Genomic DNA, 18,520 nt, shown 5'->3' with positions numbered 1-18,520 from the left:
CTCGGATGAGGTATGACCAAATCGCGCCCCGCTAGGGGTCCAACTTTTCGACGACGGCTCCGCCCTATCTTCTGAAAATCTGGAAAAACAGAACTTAGATGCCACTCGATAAGCACCTATCTTATAGAAATCGCGGTTTTTAAAAGATAGCTCCGCGCACGAGCCGTTCTATCTTCTGCCCCGCACGGTTGTTAGAATGACGCCATGATTACAGGCGCGCTGAAATCCCAGGTAGACCGCATTTGGGACGCTTTTTGGTCCGGCGGCATCTCAAACCCAATCACCGTGATCGAACAGTTCACCTACCTCCTCTTCATGCGCCAACTCGACGAGCGCCAGGCGGACGCGGAATTCCTCGCCAACACGCTGGGCGGGGAGCCGGATGACACCCAACTATTTTACGACGCCACCCACGACCACCTGCGCTTTTCCAAGTTGTTGGCCGTCGATTCGCCGGAGGCGCGCTTCGCCGCCTTCCGTGAGGGGTTTGATTACATCAAACAACTCGGCGCCGCACGTGACAGCGGGTTTGTCACCCACATGAAGGACGCGGCGTTCCTGATCCCGAACGCGGCGACGCTGACAACGGTGGCGACGATGATCGCGAAGCTGGAGTTCTCGAATAAGGACATGACGGGCGACTTGTACGAGTACATGTTGTCCAAACTGGCCACCGCCGGCACGAACGGACAGTTCAGGACACCAAGCCACATCATCGAACTGATCGTGGCGCTGACCGAACCGAAGGTCACCGACCGACTTATCGACCCAGCCTGCGGCACCGCAGGTTTCCTCGCCGCCACCAGCGAATACCTGCGTGATGATTTCAAAAACGCCACCAAACTGCAGCGCGAGCAGTACCTCGCCCACAGCCTGACCGGATTCGACTTCGACTCCACCATGGTGCGCATCGCCGCGATGAACATGGTCATGCACGGCTTTAGCGACCCGAACATCTCCTACCTTGACTCCCTCCAGGAACTGGCGCCAGAGCGGCTTGAAGCGTTCGATGTGCTGCTGGCGAACCCACCGTTTGCGGGCTCGATTAATCAGGACATTTTGGATCCGGAGTTGGCGTCGATAAAGACGAAGAAGACAGAGCTGCTGTTCATCGCGAGGTTTTTGACCTTGCTAAAGCTGGGCGGCAGGGCGGCTGTCGTTGTGCCGGAGGGTGTGCTGTTCGGCTCGACGCACGCGCACAAAACGCTGCGCAAAGAGCTTGTGGACAACCAAAAAATCGACGGCATCATCAAACTGCCGTCCGGCGCGTTCAAACCGTACACCGGGGTGTCCACCGCCATCGTGTGCTTTACCCGCACCGACTCGCCGGGCCAAAATGAGCACATCTGGTTCTACGACATCACCGCCGACGGGCGCTCCCTCGACGACAAACGCACCCCACTGCTCGCCGAGGAACTACTCGGCCCCTGGCCCAAGACTCCACTTGACGACGCCCAGCTGCGCCTCAACAACCTCCCCGACGTTGTGGCCCGCTTCCACAACCAGGCCGCCGAACGCGACCGCGCCCGCACCGAAGCGTCCTTCACCGTGCCCGTCGATGAGATCCGCGAGGCGGACTATGACCTGTCGATGAACCGGTACAAAGAAATCGTCTTCGAAACCGAAGAAACCCGCGACCCGAAAGACATCCTCGCCGACATCGACGCCCTCGACGCCCAAATCGCCGACGCCATGAGCATGCTCAAGGGGCTGATCTAGATGAGGTGGGAGATGGTGAAGTTGGGGGATGTTGCCGAGGTTGTTACCAAGAAAGTGCCGGGAGAAAACCTCGACCCTGCGACACCATACTTTGGATTGGAACACCTCAAAACCGGTGGCGGAATTCTAGGAAACAGTCGTGCCGATGCGTTTTCGCTTAAAGGCGGAAAGCCCGTATTCGAGTCCGGTGACATTCTGTTTGGACGTCTCCGGCCCAATCTCCGCAAAGCTGCTATTGCATCTGCGCCGGGCACGTGCTCAGGTGACATCACTATCCTCCGCATGATTAACGGCGACGATACCCACTACCTGTTGCATTTCTTACTTAGCGGTTTCGCATTTGCTCAAATCAAAAGGCATCTTAACGGGATCAACCTTCCCAGGATCAACAACCGCGACCTCTTGGAGATCAAGGTCCCTCTGCCTCCTCTGGAGGAGCAGCAGCGCATCGCGACAATTCTGGGCCCGGTAGAGGAGGCGATCCGCGCTGAAGAGCAGTCCATTTCAAAGCTAGAAACACTGGTCAAAAATCTGGCACCAGAAACGAACCGAACTGTCCCGATTGGAGAATACGTAGAGAGAATTGTCTCCGGGAAAAGCCTCAAAGAGCATTCAACGCCTGGAGGGCCACGTGTCCTCAAAATTAGCTCGACCACTAGCGGGTACTTCAAACCAGAAGAGTCGAAACCCTTGGACCCGAGCTACGAACCCCCTGAGCATCACCGAGTACAAGAAGGGGACCTACTCGTTTCTCGAGCCAACACCACCGAACTGGTGGGGGCGTCTGCAATCGTGGATCAACCCTATGAGAATTTGCTGTTGCCGGATAAGTTGTGGCGTTTGGTCACGAAGGACTCGGTCGACCCTTTCTTCCTATGGGCATGTCTGCAGCACCCACTTACACGGAATGCGATTAGTAAGGCATCTTCCGGTAGCGGCGGAAGCATGAAGAACATTTCGCAAACTAATTTTTTGTCCGTTGAAATTCCAGATGTCGACGCAGCTCTGCAAACAACAGTTGGAAATCAAGTCCGGACGGCTTTTCACCAGCGAGCACTTCGCAGCAGTAAATTGACACTGCTCCGAGAGCTCTACACCTCCCTTTCCTCTCGGGCTTTCTCGAGAGAGCTTTAGAGCTGACAGATAAAAGGACTCGTTAAAGACCACTTGGCAATCTACTCGAAACGGTTTCGAGTAGATTGTTTTGCGCTTTTCACGACTTGAAAGTTCGTTTCGAGTACGTTTCGAGCCATACGCAGAATTACATTTGGACTATCTTCCACCCGGTCGCATCTCGGACAATGTTGTAGGTCTCTTTTACAAACGCCTCGGGTCTATTCCGCGGGCGGACAATCCTCAAGGTTCCACTGTCCGCGGCACAGCCACTACCTGCGACTTTCCTGGCGTAAACCCGTCGAGGTGTCCGCCGCGCGGACAACCAACTACACCGGCTTTCCGCGGGGCGGACAAGTTGTCACTGGATTCCGCCGCGCGGACAGATCTTCATCGCTCACCCGGAAGCCGGGTCATGTTGTTGGTGGTTAGCGTGGTGGGACGGAGAGGGCGTCAATAAGAAAGTAACCGCTGCTTCCACTGTCCGCGGCACCATCGTCACCAGCGAATTTCTTGACGGCAACCCGTCGAGGTGTCCGCCGCGCGGACAGTCGGCAGCAGTGAACATGATGTGGATGACGGATGAAGGTATCCGTGGTGGGAGGGCCACCTATAAAAAGCTGCGACAGATTCCGCGGGGCGGACTGACATCCACCACTCACCCGGAAACCGAGGCGCGTTGTGAAAGGTAAACGTGATGGGACGGAGCCGGCGTTGATTAGAAAACCCGCCGCTGCTTCCACTGTCCGCGGCACGCCATCTACCAGCAACTTTCCCGGCGTGAAGCCGTCAAGGTGTCCGCCGCGCGGACAGGCAACCACACCGACTTTCCGCGGGGCGGACAGGTTGCCACCGGTGAATGTGGCTTCGGGGTTACGGCAGAGTTCCGCGCCGCGGACACTCTGCAAAACCTCGGCTTCCAAGTCGAACTGTCCGCGGGGCGGACAGTGGGATCGTATTCGGGTGTCCGCGGGGCGGACAGGTAGTCGCTGGATTCCGCGGCGCGGACAAATAATCACAGATCACCTGGAAACTGGATCATGAGTGTTAAAGGTAAGCGTGGTTGATCGAAGAGGCGTCGATAAGAACCATCGCGCCTCCGCTGTCCGCGGCACCATCGCGACCAGCGAGTTTCGTTGCAGCAACCCGTCAAGGTGTCCGCCGCGCGGACGAAATAGCCGCGAACATCCTGCAGCTCATGGGATGAGGAGGTGGCAACCCGACTGATAGTTTCGCAGGAGTTATGAAATCTCCGTGCTGCAAAACTATCCTATATGGTAATTTTTGAAGTATGGATGCCGCCGAATCGTTGGAGATCATCGGGGAGATCGCTTCCCAACAGTGGGGACTGTGCACGGCAAAACAAGCACGCGCAGAAGGAGTAACGCCCTTGACTCTCTCCCGACTAGAGACAAGGGGTGGACTCATCCGAGTTCGACATGGGGTTTATGCGACCGTCGGCACCATGATGAGTCCAGCGTTAGACGTCAAAGCACAATGGCTTGCACTCCGACCCGAGATGATGGCCGCTGACCGGGTCCACGACCCTACATTGGCGTCCGAATCCGTCATCTCCCACACCACCGCAGCTGAACTCTGGGGCATCGGTGACCTCTGGCCCGATGGAATCCACTTCACCGTCAATCGTCGACGCCAAAGCAGGCAACCAGAAGTCCAGTTTCATCGAGGCAAACTCCACGACCACGAATGGACACTGCACCCTGAACACAACCTCCCTATCACAACTGCAGCTCGCACCATCGTGGACCTCGCACTAGACGGACATGAACCCCAACATCTCCTTGATCTCATCGCAGATGCGAGCGAAAAGCAATTACTGCAAGAACCTGAGCTACTCAGCGCTTTTGCTGGAAACGAAACAGCTTTCGGCCTGCCAAAAGGTGATCAGGAGGGGCTACGTATGCTTTGGAAAGAATGCTTTCCACCTGTTCCCGCGGCAATCATGGAAGAGCAAATCCAAAGAGCTGTCGCCAAGGCGCTCGAGCCATTTGCTGAAGAGTTAAAGGCGCTCGCCGCAAAGATGCCACTTCAAACCGACTTTCACAGCAGCAATGTAGAAGAGGCACTCCAGAACATGCTCGCTGGCAGAGCAGCTACTGCCTATGCGCTCGAAGCAACACATAAACAATTAGCCGAAACGATCGTGCACAGTGAAGGTTTGAAGACCCTCTGGCTGTCCACCCCTCTTCCCCCATCCCACACAGCAAAACCTCAAGGAGAATCCTGTGCCACAACCTCAAAAACAAAGGGAGCGCCACGGTCAGATCGTTTCAGCACTGAAGAAGGAAGCAAGCCACGCCGGAAAGAAGCCAAACGACGTATATAACCAGTTTTTCCGTGAGGTGTTCCTTCATGAACTCATGCGCCTAAACGACGGTTGGGTGCTCAAAGGGGGCACCAACATTTACTGCCGAATACCAGGCGCCCGGCAGACAAAAGACCTCAACCTATTTCGGCAATATGCCCCTACCTCAGCCTTAAAAGCCGCTGACAGCCTCATCGCGACAATGAACAAGCACCGAGTAGGCCCTTATACATTTCAAGTGGAAAAGAGCAATGGCAAGGCGGAACGAATCGGCACGATAGACAGCAAACGCCTCAAAGTTACAGTCACTTACGGCTTAGGTAGCAGCAACCGCTTCATTGAGTTTTCCATCGACGTCAGTGGTGACCTTGAGGTCACTAGTGAAGTGGAATCAGTCACCGTAGCTTCAAGTTACGACGTCCAGACACCTTATCTTCCAGAACATTTCCAAGTCACGTCGTACCCCATCGCAAACCAGATCGCAGATAAAGTCTGCGCAATGTATGAGATACACGGCGACACACCTCCGGGCAAAGCGTCGACACGCTATCACGATCTCTACGACATTGCGCTATTAGCTTCAGAGCTTCCGCCAACAACACAGCTCAATGCTGCTGAACTCCGCGACGCTCTCAACTCACAGCAACAAATCCGAGGCGTTACTCTCCCAACAAATCTCAATATCCCTGATGCAACGTGGGCAGATCGGTACCCGAAAGCCGCAAAGAAATTTGGCAACGAAATACGAAAAGAATTCTTGATTCTAGATGAAGCCCTTCGGGTTGCTGCACTCCTCATTGACCCCGTTCTGAACAATGAACTCCATACGTTGACCACAACCTGGAACAGCGCAACACTTTCCTGGACACAATAGCCAGCGCCGGATATCCGCTTGAGGGTGTTCACTCTTCCTCAACCAACTGCACCAAACGCACATTGCCAAAGTGCAAAACCAAAGTGTGAAAGTGCAAAACTTTTTGCGTGCTGGCTTGAACATATGGCGATGAAAACTAGACTTCAAGTAGTTGAACTTTTGGTATGGAGATGCCTATGCGTAAGACCTTAATCAGCCTCACCGGCCCCGCCTTCGTTGCTGCAGTGGCTTACGTCGACCCCGGCAACGTAGCCGCCAACATCAGCGCCGGCTCCCACTACGGCTACCTCCTGGTGTGGGTACTCGTCGTGGCCAACCTCATGGCCATGTTCATCCAGTACCACTCCGCCAAACTGGGCCTAGTCACCCACCGCTCCCTGCCGGAAATCATGGGCGAGCGTCTCTCCCGCCGCGCGCGCCTAGGCATGTGGGCCCAGGCCGAGCTCATCGCCGCGGCCACCGACCTCGCCGAAGTCATCGGCGGCGCCATTGCCCTGCAACTCCTCTTCAACCTCCCCCTGTTCGCGGGCGCGCTCATCATCGGCACGGTCTCCATCATTCTCCTCATCTTCCAGAAGAAGAACCAGTGGTTCGAGGGGCTTGTCATCGGCCTGCTCCTGGTCATCTGCATCGGCTTCCTTGCCGGCCTCGCCATCGCCCCGCCCGACCCCGCCGACGTGGCCGGCGGCCTCATCCCCCGCCTAGAGGGCAAGGACAGCATCCTGCTGGCCGCCTCCATGTTGGGCGCCACCGTCATGCCGCACGCCATTTACCTACACTCCTCCCTGACCAAGCAGCGCTACCCCGACCTGGAAATCCCCCACGTGCTGGCCGGCACCCGCGCGGACATCGCCGTGGCGCTGTCCATCGCCGGGCTCGTCAACGTGGGCCTGCTGGTCCTGGCGGGCTCGGCCCTCTACGGCGTGGACGGCACAGAGACCATCTCCGGGGCCCACACGGCGATTGCCAGCCACCTCGGCCCGCTGGCCGGCGTTCTCTTCGCCATCGGCCTGCTGGCCAGCGGCCTCGCCTCGACGTCAGTGGGCGCCTACGCCGGCTCCGAAATCATGGACGGCCTGCTTCACATCAAGGTCCCCCTACTAGTCCGCCGCCTGGTCACGCTCATCCCGGCGCTGGTCATCATCGGCTGCGGGGTCGACCCCACTATGGCACTGGTGGTCAGCCAGGCACTTCTTTCCCTGGGCATCCCCTTCGCCATCATCCCGCTTTTCCGCTATGCCGGCTCCCGGGACGTCATGGGTGAGTTCGCCGCGAAACCCTGGTCTATGGCCGTGGGCTGGACGCTTGCCGCGCTGGTCATCGCACTCAATCTCGCCCTCGTGCTCCTGCCGCTGCTCTAGGCCGCCTACAATCAGCAGCCATGATTGAAGTAGCAGCCGTCGTCATCCGCAACCCACAAGGCCACGTGCTTACCGTGCGCAAGAAGTCCTCCACCAAGTACCAACTGCCCGGCGGCAAGCCCGAGGCGGGCGAGGCGCTTGTCGACGCCGCCCTGCGCGAAGTTGCCGAAGAAGTAGGCCTCACCCTCGACGCCGAGAGCCTCAACAAACTCGGCACCTTCGACGCTCCCGCCGCCAACGAACCGGGCGAGGTCGTCGTCGGCACCATCTTCACCTACACCCGCACCGTCACCGCCGACGAACCCCATGCCGCCGCCGAAATCGGCGACACCGCCTGGGTCAACCCAGCAGCCCCCGACCGCGAGCTTGCACACCTGCTGCGCGACCGCGTCTTCCCCACGCTGGCCTAGCGCCAACTGTCAACACTTCGGCGTCATTGACCTCGAAACCATCAAGAGCTACCCTTTTGAACATGTTCACTGAACACGTTCACTCATCGCGCTCGGCCGCCAAAGCTGGCACCGTCAGCAAGGTCCTAGCCACCGCCTACGAACTCTTCCTCACTCAGGGCTACGCCACCACCAGCATCCGGACTATCGCATCCGAAGCTGGCGTTAGCGTGGGAACCGTCATGGGAGTCGGCGACAAACAAACGCTGCTCATCCGCACCATTGGCCAACACATTTCAGAACTCCACGATGACATCCGGGGACAATCCGATAGCCTTCTCGATGTCCTGAGACCTTTCCTCCAGATGTTTACCGGCCACGAAGAGCTCTCCCGCGCCTTTGGCGCAGCACTCATCCAACAAGGCAATCAAGGCGAAGCGCTCACCGCACTCAAAACGCTCCTGACCGATGAAATCACCCTGCGACTCGGCACCAGGCTCAGCAGCGCCGATGCGGCCGAGTACGCCGACCTGCTGTACAACGTCTACCTCGGCTTACTCATCGGCTGGGCCGCCGGAATCTACGACACCGAGCACCTCACATCCCAAGCCGCCTCATCGATCGAACGCCTCAACACCGCATTCGGAGTAACCCAATGATCCTAGAATCTTCCCCAGCCTGGCCCTCCCTTCTACTAGCAGCCATTCTGCTTGGCGACGCCGCCCTCTCCCTCAAACCAGTCCCCTTCATCGAAGCCTGCCTCAGCGGCGTCAAACTCCCCAAGGACTGGTGGTGGGCGCTCATTGTCATCAAGTGCCTCGCCGCCGTAGGACTCATTGCCGGCCTCTGGTTCCCCGGCGTAGGAATCACAGCCATGATTGGAGTCATCGCCTATTTCTGCGCGGCCGCAGCAGCCCATGTCCGCGCCCACTTCCTCGGTAGCGCATTCTGGATCAACTGCTTAGGCATGCTCGCATTCTCCATCGGAGTACTGATCCTGACGCTCGCACTGAATTAAGACACCAGTCAACCTTTCACGGCTTCCTGAAGGCAGATACATCATTGCACCTCTTGAATGATGACTTGATGCTTTCTACCCTAAAGGTATGCGCACGACGATAAACCTCCCGCCGAAACTCCTTGAAGAAACGAAGGTCCAAGCCAAAGCCAACAATGTCACTTTGAGCTCATACGTCGAAGAGGCGGTCCGCGCTGCCCTCAAGAAGGAAGCCCGCATCAGTACCGAAGACACCCCCGTTAACCTGCCCTCCTTCGATTGCGGCGGACCGGCTCTAGTTGATCTCAGCAACAAAGAAGCTGTGTGGGCGGTACTCGATGATCATTCCTGATGTCAACATTCTCGTTTATGCCTTCCACTCCGCTGCACCGCAACATAAACCCGCTCAACAATGGCTAAGTAGTGCTCTAAATCGGCATGAAACAATTGGACTCCTGGATGTTGTGGCAACGGGCTTGCACTGAGGAGGGCTTCCCACTATTCAAACTGCTAAACATGCAGGTCATCAAAGTGTGAAACTTCAAAAACCATACTGTTAAAGTGTAAAACTGTTGCTTGCTCCCAGACCAGTTATGTTTCACATGAAACGGAGTGTCGGGTTGTCACAAAGTTCCGCGGACGGCGGGGCGGACACCCCGGGCGGCCTCTGCCTACAGGTCGAACTGTCCGCGGGGCGCACAAGCTGTCGCGGGGTTCCGCCGCGCGGACAACCACGCTGACGAAGGCGGCGGCACCCGCGAAGCGATCACCTCCTGCCGCGAATCACGCGTAGCGACGCCCCGCTTCATCAACACCAGCGTCCAATTCACCGTACTGTTCCCACGAGGCTCCCGCTCCAGCGCAGAACACGATGCCCGGCTGGAAGACATAGGCTCCAATACCCGACTCTCCCCGACCGAGGAAGACCTACTGGTCAACCTCCAAGCCTTGGGCAAGAACGTACCCCGGATCTACCAGGCACTCTCCGCGACAGGTAGCGGTATCACCGTGAACGTACTGGCAGCCAATACCGGACTTTCCACAGGCCAAGTGCGCTACGGACTCGCGCCACTGCTTCGCGAGGGCATCGTCACCATGGAAGGTGGCCAAGGCGACCGAGCAACGGTGTACAGGATTGTGCAATCGGTGAGTTAGTAAAACCGCATCATTTTCTTTATTAAGCCTTTCTGGGGAAATTTTTTCCCGTAATGAGCTTTTCTCACCTAAACTTACTTCCATGAGACTGCTTAGCTTTATTGCGGAGAATCACCGTAGCTTCCGTGATGAGTTTGCGCTGGAAATGACGCGCAGCTCCTGGCGCACCGCAGTTCCTCGTCAAGGTGAGAGTTGGGCCGATGCCGTTCTACCGGTTGCAGCCATCTTTGGACCCAACGCGTCAGGAAAGACGGCGGTACTCGACGCAATGCGCTATGCAATGGAGGCAATCCAATGCTCTGCAAGCAGATGGCTTGAATTTCAGAAAAATCGTCGATCTCCATTCAAGCTAGATGAGGACTCTGTACGTTCCCCCAGCTTCTTTGCACTCGATTTCACGTTAACCGGTGGCATTGGCGGCCCGGAGCTTGCGGCCCGAGAAATTCGATATCACTACGAATTCTCCATTTCCGCGAACCGCATTGAACACGAGCTGCTGCTTGGTTATTTCTCCTCCCGCCCAACACGACTTCTGGAAAGAGACGCCGAACAAGGCATAACCAGCTGGCATAAGTATCTGGGACCACGTATATCTCCAGCCCCGCGAGAACTTGTGCTCTCCCGTGGCTACGTTGCAGGTCACGACAAACTGCAGTCGTTTGTGGGAAGCATTATCGCTGGCGTCGATTTCTACGACATCAGCGACAGTGCCCGGCGGCAACGCCTCGACCGAATTGCGGCGGATATCGCCGATGAACGAATTCCGTTGAACGTACTCACCACACTCGCAGCAGTAGCGGATATCGGAATCACGCGAATTGATGTAGATGAACGAGAGTTACCCCCGGAAATACGCAAGATTCTCGAGCGATCTGCGGCACGGGGCCTGAAGGCGACCGGGAAAGCTCTATCAGGCCAAAGTCTGATCGACCACGACTTCGTAAACAGAACACTGCGGTTTTATCACCATGGCAACGAATCCGCCGACGCCGGCTTTCTCATGCGCGATGAATCATCCGGAACGTTGGCATGGCTCGCCATGGCCGTTCCCATCTTAGAAGCGCTCCGCGACGGCACAATTTTTTGCGTCGACGAGCTGGATACCAGCCTCCACCCCATTCTCGCCGAAGCAATCGTCGCACTGTTCCAAGATCAAGATACAAACCCACACGGGGCCCAACTGATCTTCACGTCACATGACGTAACCCTGCTCCAGCCGCAGTCTTCTGCGAACCTGACGAAAGAGCAAGTCTGGTTCACCGAAAAAGACAGCTCTGGTGCAAGTACGCTCTATAACTTGCAGGACTTCCGCGATTTGAAACCGGCATCAAATCTTGCAAAGCAATACCTGGAAGGCCGATTCGGCGCGCTACCGTATCTATTACCAGGTTTAATGCGAAGTGCTGTTGAAGAACTATCACCTACACGACGGGGGCAAGAAAATGGGGAACGTGGCAGCGCGTAAAGGTACACCCAGAAAGCCCAAGAGCAGGGCAAAGCGGAAGCTGAAAAGTCGGCTTCTGATTGTTGTAGAAGGCGACAAAGGAAAGTCTGAGCAAGTTTACTTCCAAAGGCTCGCACAAATTCTGCGTTCCAACGACGTGGCCACGGACATCAAGGTTGTACCTAGTAAGGGAGAACCCAAGCGAGTTCTTGATACATGCGAGAACCATCTGAAGTCCGACAACTTTGACCGCGCGTTCCTAGTCGTCGATTGTGACCAACACACCACCCTGGGTGATGTTCTTCAGCTCGCACAAAAGAGCAATATCTCAGTCGCAGTAACGAACCCTCAATTTGAGCAGTGGCTGTATTGGCACCTCTACGACGGCGGGAACGACGCGAAGAAAATGACCGATGTACTGCAAAAGGAACGCTATCTCACAGGCCGCAATGCGAAAGAACTCGGGGTAACGTTCCCAGTCGAGAGATACCCTGAGGCAACGGCACGCGCAAAACGCCACTGGACCGAAATGCGCCCCAATGCAAAAGGGCCATGCCCGTCATCTTCAATCCCGTACCTTATCGAAGCGATGCAAAAGTAATGACTAACTAGAGGGCCACACAAACCTCCCCACGCACCCGTGGGGAACTTTTGTTCGTTGGTCATGTATCAGTAACGCAGCGGGCTGACCGCTGACCATGTTGCGCGAGGATCCCTCAAACCGCTTCCGTTCCACTGCACGAGTCCAGCGTCCCGGAGTGCTTGCAGAGCACGGCGGACGGGAGGGTTCGAGAGGTGAAGGGCGTTGGCAACTTGGCCCGTCGATAAGGGATGTGGGCTTGCCTGCAAGGCTGCAAGCACCTCTGTTGAGTAGCGCGGCAAGTCCGCACGAAGCGACTCGTCGAGGCGTTGCACTGCCTTCAATGTCAAGACAACACTGCCACTTGTCTGCCGGTACACGGGGTCTGCAAAACCCGCCTTTCGCATACCAGCGATCATTCGTCGAATCCCTTCCCCCAACTCCTGCCCAATCCGCAACTCAGCAGTCCCACGTGCAATCAGCGGGTTTCTTGCAAACCTCGCAATTGCTTCGGGTTTCGACGGGTCCACCAAGCCAGGGAACCTGCCAGGGCTAGACACCTCAACCCGATCAGGATAGATCTCGAACCTGACGTGATCCCCAGCCATACTGTAAGACCTGTGGATCACCGCATTCACCAAACCCTCTAGCCACACATCCGGCGGGATCAAATCCTCCTCTTCAAAAAGCCCACTGCCCACAAGACGGCGCACTTTTGGAAGAATCTTGCTAATCGCAGTTCTGGCCTGCTGAATCTGTTCTGGCAGGGTGCCGTCGAAGCGTTCGTCGTAAAGAATTTGCTGACCATGACCCGGCAACCGATCTATGTCATTGAACTGGACCACACGAACATGAGCGTTTGGAAAGAACTCCTGCGGATGTTTTCCGAAAAGCAACAATGCCGCTGTCCGCGGGTTGCCTGCCCTATCTATCAAGTTTCGCGCCCTCAACGCATCTTGGGCCGAGGCAGAACCAATCGCCTCCGCATACCGCTCGACCTGCGCCATATCGAGGTCTCCAGGCTCAGCACGTGGTGGAACAATTGCATCAAACTGCTGCTCCCCCTTCAAATACCGCAACTCTAAAATGCCGTCGGGGCCCAGCTGCTTCGTTTCATCCCCGATGCGCAGGAAGCACTCCCCCGAATTGGAATAATGTACACGCTCACTAGGCAAAATATGGAATAGGTATACAGAAGTGGCGTCATCAATGCGAAGGCTCTCGATCTCGACTCGAACCGTTGGATCGGTGTGATCAAACGCCGATTGTCGTAAGTCGTTGTCCTGCCGTGCGCTAGGCAACCCGTCGAATTGTCGATCAGTGATACCGACAGCGATGACCCCGCCCTCGGCGTTGGCAAACGCGATAATCGCCTTCGCAAGATCCTTCGGTTTAATACGAAACGATTTCCGCTCAAACCACTGATCTTCGGGGCGCGTAAGTAACTCATCAACCTTTACCGCAGTATTCATGTGGATCACTCTACTCGAAACGATTTCGAGTAGAGTGATCTACCCAGGTCAAAACATGTAAATCCGTTTCGAGCATGTTTCGAGTAGGTTTCGAGCCACAACGCAACGGTATAGAATAACGCGCAGGCGAACGAGCGCACCGGGAAGAAAGGCGATCAGGTGAGCATCACTCCACGTCCGTCCAACTTTGGCTTCGTTGGGCAAGCATGGCCCCAGCTCATTATTGAGTGTCGCAATGCGGAGGATGCCGCGCTGACCAACCCGCGCGCGTCGATGTTCCAATCCCGGTTCGTGTTAGAGCAGGTGATTGGGCATATCGCGGCGCTGAATGGGCTGGAGAAGCAGTCCAACATCTTCGATACGCTGACCAACCCGGACTTCTCACGCCTGCTGCCGGAGACGGTGCGTTCCAAGATGCACATTCTGCGCAAGGCCGGCAACACCGCGGTGCATAGCGAAGCGCACATCACCAGTGATGAGGCGCTGCAGGCGTTGAAGCACCTGTATGACGTGATGGTGTTCGCAACGACGCACTTCTCGGGGAAGGTGATTCGGGGGATTGCGCCGTTCGACGTCGAGATCTTGAAGCAGGCGCCGCGGCAGGCGGCGTTGAACCAGCGGCAGATGATCGCGCTGGCGGCGAAGGAGAAGTCCGCACGGGAGCAGGCTGACCTGTACAAACTGCAGCTGGATGAGGCGCAGCAGCGGGAGTTGGAGCAGGCTGCGGGGTATGAGGAGGAGATCGCGAAGCTGCGGGAGCAGATTCGCAAGCAGCAGGAAAAGCTGACACCGCCAGCGCCGCAGTTGGCGGTGGACGAGGCGCAGACCCGCCGCGACATCATCACCCCGATGCTGGAGGAGGCCGGGTTTGTGCGCGGCCGCACGCTCATCGAAGAGTACCCGGTGGCGGGCATGAAGGTGGACTATGTGTTGCTGGATACACAGGGTGTGCCAATCGCCGTTGTGGAGGCGAAGAAGGCCAGCCGCAGCATTAACGACGGCCGCCAGCAGGCCGCGATCTACGCCGATGCCATCGGCAACGCGACGGGACGTGTACCACTAATCTTCTATACCACCGGTTACGAGGTGCGCTTTTGGGACAGGGACGCCAACCTTCCGGGCGGTGTCGGCTACGAAACCCGCACTATTGAGTCCTACCCAACAGTACGTGCGATGGAGGCGCTCATCGCCCGGCGCGACAAACGCCAACCACTCAGCGCGCACAGCGCCACCATCACCGAGATCGCCGGCAGACCGTACCAGTTGGAGATGATCCAGTCGGTCGCGGAGGCGTTCGGGAAAGGCAAGCGCCGCGCATTGTTGGTCATGGCGACGGGTACGGGCAAGACTCGCGTCTCCATCGCCACCGTGTCCATGCTGTTGGAGGCCGGCTGGATCCGCAACGTGCTCTTCCTCGCCGACCGGAAAGCCCTGTTCACGCAGGCGCACGCAGCGTTCAACGAGCACCTCGCGGAGACCGTGCCCGTCAACCTGACCACCAACCCCGCCGGCGAGGGCCAGGTGTACGTGAACACGTATCAGACCATGATCGGCATGATCGGCGAGGGCCAGCGCTTCAACTCCTTCGACTTCGACCTCATCATCGTCGACGAGGCCCACCGATCCATCTACCAGCGGTACGAGCGCATCTTCGACTACCTGGACGCCCTCGTCATCGGGCTGACAGCCACCCCGCGCAGCAACCTCTCCCACGACACCTACACCTTCTTCGGCTGCGAGCCCGACACCCCGACCGGCTACTACAGCCTGCACCGCGCCATCGAGGAAGGCAACCTGGTGCCCTACGAGGTGTTCTCCGGCAGCACCGCCTTCATGCGCCGCGGCATCTCCTACGGGGAGCTCACCCCCGAGCAGCAGCTGGAGTGGGAGAACGCCGAATGGGGTGTCGACGAACACGGCGACCCACTCGCCGCACCCCAAGAAATCAACGCCGCCGAAATCAACGCGAAACTGCTCAACCGGGACACGATTCGGAAGGTGTTGCGGCAGGTCATCAGCAAGGGGTTGAAGGTCGACGGCGCGGACCGGCTAGGCAAGACCATCATCTTCGCCCGCAACCAGGCCCACGCCGACCTCATCGCCGACGAATACCGCGCCATCTTCCCCACCACCGCCACCCGCGCCGAGGTGATCACCCACGGCGTGTACAACGCGGAAGCACTCATCGCCGAGTTCAAGCAGCCCGACTCCGGCCTGGACATCGCCATCAGCGTGGACATGCTCGACACAGGTATCGACGTCCCCGAAGTGGTCAACCTGGTGTTCTTCAAACCCGTTTACTCCCCCACCAAGTTCTGGCAGATGGTCGGCCGCGGCACCCGCCTGCGCCCTGACCTGTTCGGCCCCGCCGTGGACAAAACGTGCTTCTACATCTTCGACTACTGCGACAACGTGCGCCAATTCAGCGGCACCACCAACACCACGGAAGGCTCACACCAGATCTCGCTGTCGCAGCGCAGCTTCACCACCCGCGCGCGCCTGCTGCTGACGGCCACGGATGAGGTGCGAGGGGACGTCGCAAAGCATCTTTCGGACGCAGTGCGCAGCGTGCCCCACCGCAGCATCCTCGTGCCCACCGAAGCACGCGCCTACCTCGACATATTTAGCGACGCCACCCCCTGGCTCACCGCCGACGCCGACACCCACCAACAAGCCGTGAGCGCCCTCGCGCCCCTGCCCTTCGCCGCGACCGGCGACAAAGAACAAGCCCGGCGCTTCGACTACCTCATCTACCAGCTCGAACTCGGACTGTTCGAAGAACGCGGCGACTGGGACGTGCTCGCAGAGAAAGTCATCGGCATCGCCGAGGCACTGCTGCAGAAAACCAACATCCCCACCGTTGCCAACAACGCGGCGCTCCTCGAAGCGCTCGCCGGTCCGCAATGGTGGGACGGCGTGACCTACAAGGACCTCGAACTGGCCCGCACAACAGTCCGCGGGCTGACGGTCTTCCTCGACAAAGCACAGCGCGTCGTAGTGATCACCGACTTCGAAGACGAACTCGGCGAACTCCAACAAAGCACCCTCCAGGCCACCGGCGGCACCCAACGCGAAAGCTCCGTCGTCGAAGAAGAACTCCGCCGCGCGCTCGAGGGCAACACCACCAGCCTGGCGCTGCGCAAACTCCGCAACGCGCAACAACTCAGCACGCACGACCTCGACGAACTACGCCAACTGCTGCTCAACGCCCACGTCGACGGCGCCGCCGAACTCGCCGACACCCACCAAGCCAAACTTGGCCTCTTCCTGCGCGAACTCGTCGGGATGGACGCCGCCGCCGTCGAAGCGCACTTCAAGGAACTGCTGCACTCCACCGACCTCAACTCCGTGCAACGTGCGTTCCTCAACACCGTCGTCAGCGAGGTGATCCGCAACGGCGTCGTCGAAGCCCACGAACTCACCCAACCGCCCTTCGACGAAAACGGCTCCATCATGGACATCTTCCACGGAAACGTCGGCGTCGTCCTCCAACTTCGCGACAGCCTCGAGCAGCTCAACAACACCGCCATGCCGACCGCGGGGTAGCTTCGATAAAATCAGGCGCATGAGCAAATGGGCACAAATCCTTGGCGTTGGCGCGGCGGCACTGCTGATCGGCGGAGGCGTCGGTGCGGGCACCTACGCAGCCATTGACCAGCCAGACCCAGCACACTACGCCATCGCCACCACCGCCGAGGCGCCACGCCTCCAGCTGACCAACCCCGACGGCCTGCTCACCCCAGCTGACCAGGCACAACTCGAGCAGAACCTCCAGCGCATCGACCACCCAGAAGTCGTGCGCACCATCCACATCCTCGCGTTCAACAACGCCGAAAACACGCGCGACAACATCAACGACACCATCGAGGAATACTTCCGCGCCCACTACCCCGACGAAATCCTGGACAAACACGGCTTCCGCGACGGCACGCTCATCCTCGCCGTCGACATGGCGCACCGCCACCACGCCATCTTCGCCGCCGACGACGTCGCCGACGTCCTCGACCTCCACAGCGAATCGCAGCGCGTCTCCTCAGTTATCGACGCCATGGTCCCCGGACTACAAAGCAACAACGTCCCCGCCGCCCTGTTCGCCGGCGCGAGCCTCGCCATGGACACCGCCGGCCTGCAGGAAGAGCGCTACGACGCCGCCGTCAACGACCGGACCTGGGGCGGCATCGGCGCAGGAATGGTGGCTGGGGCGTTGGCCGGGGTTGTTGGAGGCACAGGCGTCGCGCTGCGCAACAAGCGCCGCCGATTGATTGAGCAGGCACGGGAGGACTACTCGCTCGTGACCAAGGAGTACGCCGACCTCGCCGGGCGCCTCGACGGCATCGACGTCCGCGCCAACTCCCTCACCAGCGCGTTTGCCGATGCTGAGCTGCGTCGTCAATGGGGCGACGTCCGCGACCGCTTCCTCAAACTCCACGACACCGTCTCCGGCGCCGGCGGCATCAGCAGCATCCCCATCTCCGACGACGCCGCCGCCTACCGCGCCCGCAAACAACTCGCCGACGCCGCCGAAACCCTCACCCACACCAGCCACGCCGAAGACAACATCAACCGCCTCTTCAACATCGAACAAGGCGACGCCACCACCCGCCGCACCGACCTCGCCCGCCTCAGCAGGGACATCACCAAAGCCCGCACCTCAATTAACGACGCCACCCTCCGCCAAGAACTCGTCTCCTTGGAGGAGCGCGTCCGGCAGCTGGATGCGGACCCCGGCAGCCCCACCTTCCTCGACGACTACCTCCGCCTCCTCTCCGACTACCGAATCGTCCTCGACGCCGTCAAAGACAAAGAGTTCAGCGACGTCAAAGACCGTCACAAACTCACCACCCCAGCCATCTACGACAAGGACTACTGGTACCCCACCTACGTCCCATTCGTTGCGCTCCAGTCCTGGCACAGCACCAACGTCGCCGCCGCGAACTCGGCTGCTTCTTCCTCCTCTTCGGGCGTGAACACGACGTTCAGCTCCGGGTTCACGGCCGCTGGCGGGTCGGGGAGTTTCTAGTTCCACTGGCTTGGGAACTATTTTGGGCCAGGGCATTTGCCACCTGGGGAAACGCTATTGTTGCGTCCGG

The 18,520-nt window shown here is 58.4% G+C and carries 15 protein-coding genes; 14 read left to right on the top strand and 1 reads right to left on the bottom strand.

Going from position 1 to position 18,520, the window contains the following annotated elements; translation table 11 throughout:
* Positions 1–204: 204 nt before the first annotated feature.
* The 12 genes from BJP06_RS06170 (at position 205) to BJP06_RS06115 (ending at position 11,979) form a co-directional block, all read left to right on the top strand.
* Complete coding sequence (locus BJP06_RS06170) at positions 205–1,719, top strand: class I SAM-dependent DNA methyltransferase (protein WP_071573209.1); 1,515 nt, start codon at positions 205–207, stop codon at positions 1,717–1,719.
* Positions 1,720–1,731: 12 nt separating this feature from the next.
* On the top strand, positions 1,732–2,853 hold the full coding sequence (locus tag BJP06_RS06165; protein WP_177224272.1) for a restriction endonuclease subunit S: 1,122 nt from the start codon (positions 1,732–1,734) through the stop codon (positions 2,851–2,853).
* A 1,270-nt stretch (positions 2,854–4,123) separates the two neighbouring features.
* Entirely contained in the window at positions 4,124–5,179 is a 1,056-nt protein-coding gene (locus BJP06_RS06160; RefSeq protein ID WP_071573207.1) for a type IV toxin-antitoxin system AbiEi family antitoxin domain-containing protein, read from the top strand.
* Positions 5,079–6,032, top strand: coding sequence for a nucleotidyl transferase AbiEii/AbiGii toxin family protein (locus tag BJP06_RS06155; RefSeq protein WP_177224271.1), 954 nt, complete (start codon positions 5,079–5,081; stop codon positions 6,030–6,032). Before BJP06_RS06160 ends, BJP06_RS06155 begins: the two co-directional genes overlap by 101 nt.
* A 176-nt stretch (positions 6,033–6,208) precedes the next feature.
* Complete coding sequence (locus BJP06_RS06150; protein ID WP_070363637.1) at positions 6,209–7,393, top strand: Nramp family divalent metal transporter; 1,185 nt, start codon at positions 6,209–6,211, stop codon at positions 7,391–7,393.
* A 20-nt stretch (positions 7,394–7,413) separates the two neighbouring features.
* Positions 7,414–7,803 (top strand): NUDIX domain-containing protein, encoded by a 390-nt coding sequence (locus BJP06_RS06145; protein ID WP_005292595.1) that lies wholly within the window; start codon positions 7,414–7,416, stop codon positions 7,801–7,803.
* Positions 7,804–7,865: 62 nt separating this feature from the next.
* On the top strand, positions 7,866–8,441 hold the full coding sequence (locus BJP06_RS06140) for a TetR/AcrR family transcriptional regulator (RefSeq protein ID WP_005292598.1): 576 nt from the start codon (positions 7,866–7,868) through the stop codon (positions 8,439–8,441).
* Positions 8,438–8,800, top strand: a complete 363-nt coding sequence (locus BJP06_RS06135) for a DoxX family protein (protein WP_005292602.1) — start codon at positions 8,438–8,440, stop codon at positions 8,798–8,800. Before BJP06_RS06140 ends, BJP06_RS06135 begins: the two co-directional genes overlap by 4 nt.
* An 88-nt stretch (positions 8,801–8,888) precedes the next feature.
* Positions 8,889–9,131, top strand: a complete 243-nt coding sequence (locus BJP06_RS06130) for a CopG family transcriptional regulator (RefSeq protein WP_005292604.1) — start codon at positions 8,889–8,891, stop codon at positions 9,129–9,131.
* A gap of 260 nt (positions 9,132–9,391) precedes the next feature.
* The gene (locus tag BJP06_RS06125) at positions 9,392–9,934 is read left to right on the top strand and encodes a winged helix-turn-helix domain-containing protein (protein ID WP_070363354.1); all 543 of its coding nucleotides are present in this window, start codon (positions 9,392–9,394) and stop codon (positions 9,932–9,934) included.
* A gap of 82 nt (positions 9,935–10,016) precedes the next feature.
* Complete coding sequence (locus tag BJP06_RS06120) at positions 10,017–11,399, top strand: ATP/GTP-binding protein (protein WP_070975474.1); 1,383 nt, start codon at positions 10,017–10,019, stop codon at positions 11,397–11,399.
* Positions 11,386–11,979, top strand: a complete 594-nt coding sequence (locus BJP06_RS06115) for an RloB family protein (protein ID WP_177224270.1) — start codon at positions 11,386–11,388, stop codon at positions 11,977–11,979. Before BJP06_RS06120 ends, BJP06_RS06115 begins: the two co-directional genes overlap by 14 nt.
* 68 nt (positions 11,980–12,047) lie before the next feature.
* Here the strand turns inward: BJP06_RS06115 and BJP06_RS06110 are convergent, their stop codons facing one another.
* Positions 12,048–13,430 carry an RNA-binding domain-containing protein gene (locus BJP06_RS06110; protein ID WP_071573205.1) on the bottom strand — a complete coding sequence of 461 codons (1,383 nt, stop codon included), beginning with the start codon at positions 13,428–13,430 and terminating at the stop codon, positions 12,048–12,050.
* A gap of 159 nt (positions 13,431–13,589) precedes the next feature.
* Here BJP06_RS06110 and BJP06_RS06105 point away from each other — a divergent pair, with 159 nt between their 5' ends.
* Positions 13,590–16,976 (top strand): DEAD/DEAH box helicase family protein, encoded by a 3,387-nt coding sequence (locus BJP06_RS06105; RefSeq protein WP_071573204.1) that lies wholly within the window; start codon positions 13,590–13,592, stop codon positions 16,974–16,976.
* Positions 16,977–16,995: 19 nt separating this feature from the next.
* Positions 16,996–18,450, top strand: coding sequence for a DUF5129 domain-containing protein (locus BJP06_RS06100; RefSeq protein WP_071573203.1), 1,455 nt, complete (start codon positions 16,996–16,998; stop codon positions 18,448–18,450).
* The last annotated feature ends 70 nt before the right edge of the window (positions 18,451–18,520 follow it).

Origin of the sequence: Corynebacterium sp. NML120713 (assembly GCF_001875735.1) — a bacterium.
In the GTDB taxonomy this organism is placed as follows: domain Bacteria; phylum Actinomycetota; class Actinomycetes; order Mycobacteriales; family Mycobacteriaceae; genus Corynebacterium; species Corynebacterium pseudogenitalium.
Note: the sequence above shows the minus strand (reverse complement) of the source record. Positions and strands in the feature narration are given on the sequence as shown.

Excerpts from the sequence above, each read along its gene's own strand:
- BJP06_RS06140 (WP_005292598.1), top strand. The coding sequence starts at position 7,866 with ATGTTCACTGAACACGTTCACTCATCGCGCTCGGCCGCCAAAGCTGGC.
- BJP06_RS06130 (WP_005292604.1), top strand. The coding sequence starts at position 8,889 with ATGCGCACGACGATAAACCTCCCGCCGAAACTCCTTGAAGAAACGAAG.
- BJP06_RS06145 (WP_005292595.1), top strand. The coding sequence starts at position 7,414 with ATGATTGAAGTAGCAGCCGTCGTCATCCGCAACCCACAAGGCCACGTG.
- BJP06_RS06110 (WP_071573205.1), bottom strand. The coding sequence starts at position 13,430 with ATGAATACTGCGGTAAAGGTTGATGAGTTACTTACGCGCCCCGAAGAT.
- BJP06_RS06170 (WP_071573209.1), top strand. The coding sequence starts at position 205 with ATGATTACAGGCGCGCTGAAATCCCAGGTAGACCGCATTTGGGACGCT.
- BJP06_RS06100 (WP_071573203.1), top strand. The coding sequence starts at position 16,996 with ATGAGCAAATGGGCACAAATCCTTGGCGTTGGCGCGGCGGCACTGCTG.
- BJP06_RS06150 (WP_070363637.1), top strand. The coding sequence starts at position 6,209 with ATGCGTAAGACCTTAATCAGCCTCACCGGCCCCGCCTTCGTTGCTGCA.
- BJP06_RS06160 (WP_071573207.1), top strand. The coding sequence starts at position 4,124 with ATGGATGCCGCCGAATCGTTGGAGATCATCGGGGAGATCGCTTCCCAA.
- BJP06_RS06120 (WP_070975474.1), top strand. The coding sequence starts at position 10,017 with ATGAGACTGCTTAGCTTTATTGCGGAGAATCACCGTAGCTTCCGTGAT.
- BJP06_RS06165 (WP_177224272.1), top strand. The coding sequence starts at position 1,732 with ATGGTGAAGTTGGGGGATGTTGCCGAGGTTGTTACCAAGAAAGTGCCG.
- BJP06_RS06135 (WP_005292602.1), top strand. The coding sequence starts at position 8,438 with ATGATCCTAGAATCTTCCCCAGCCTGGCCCTCCCTTCTACTAGCAGCC.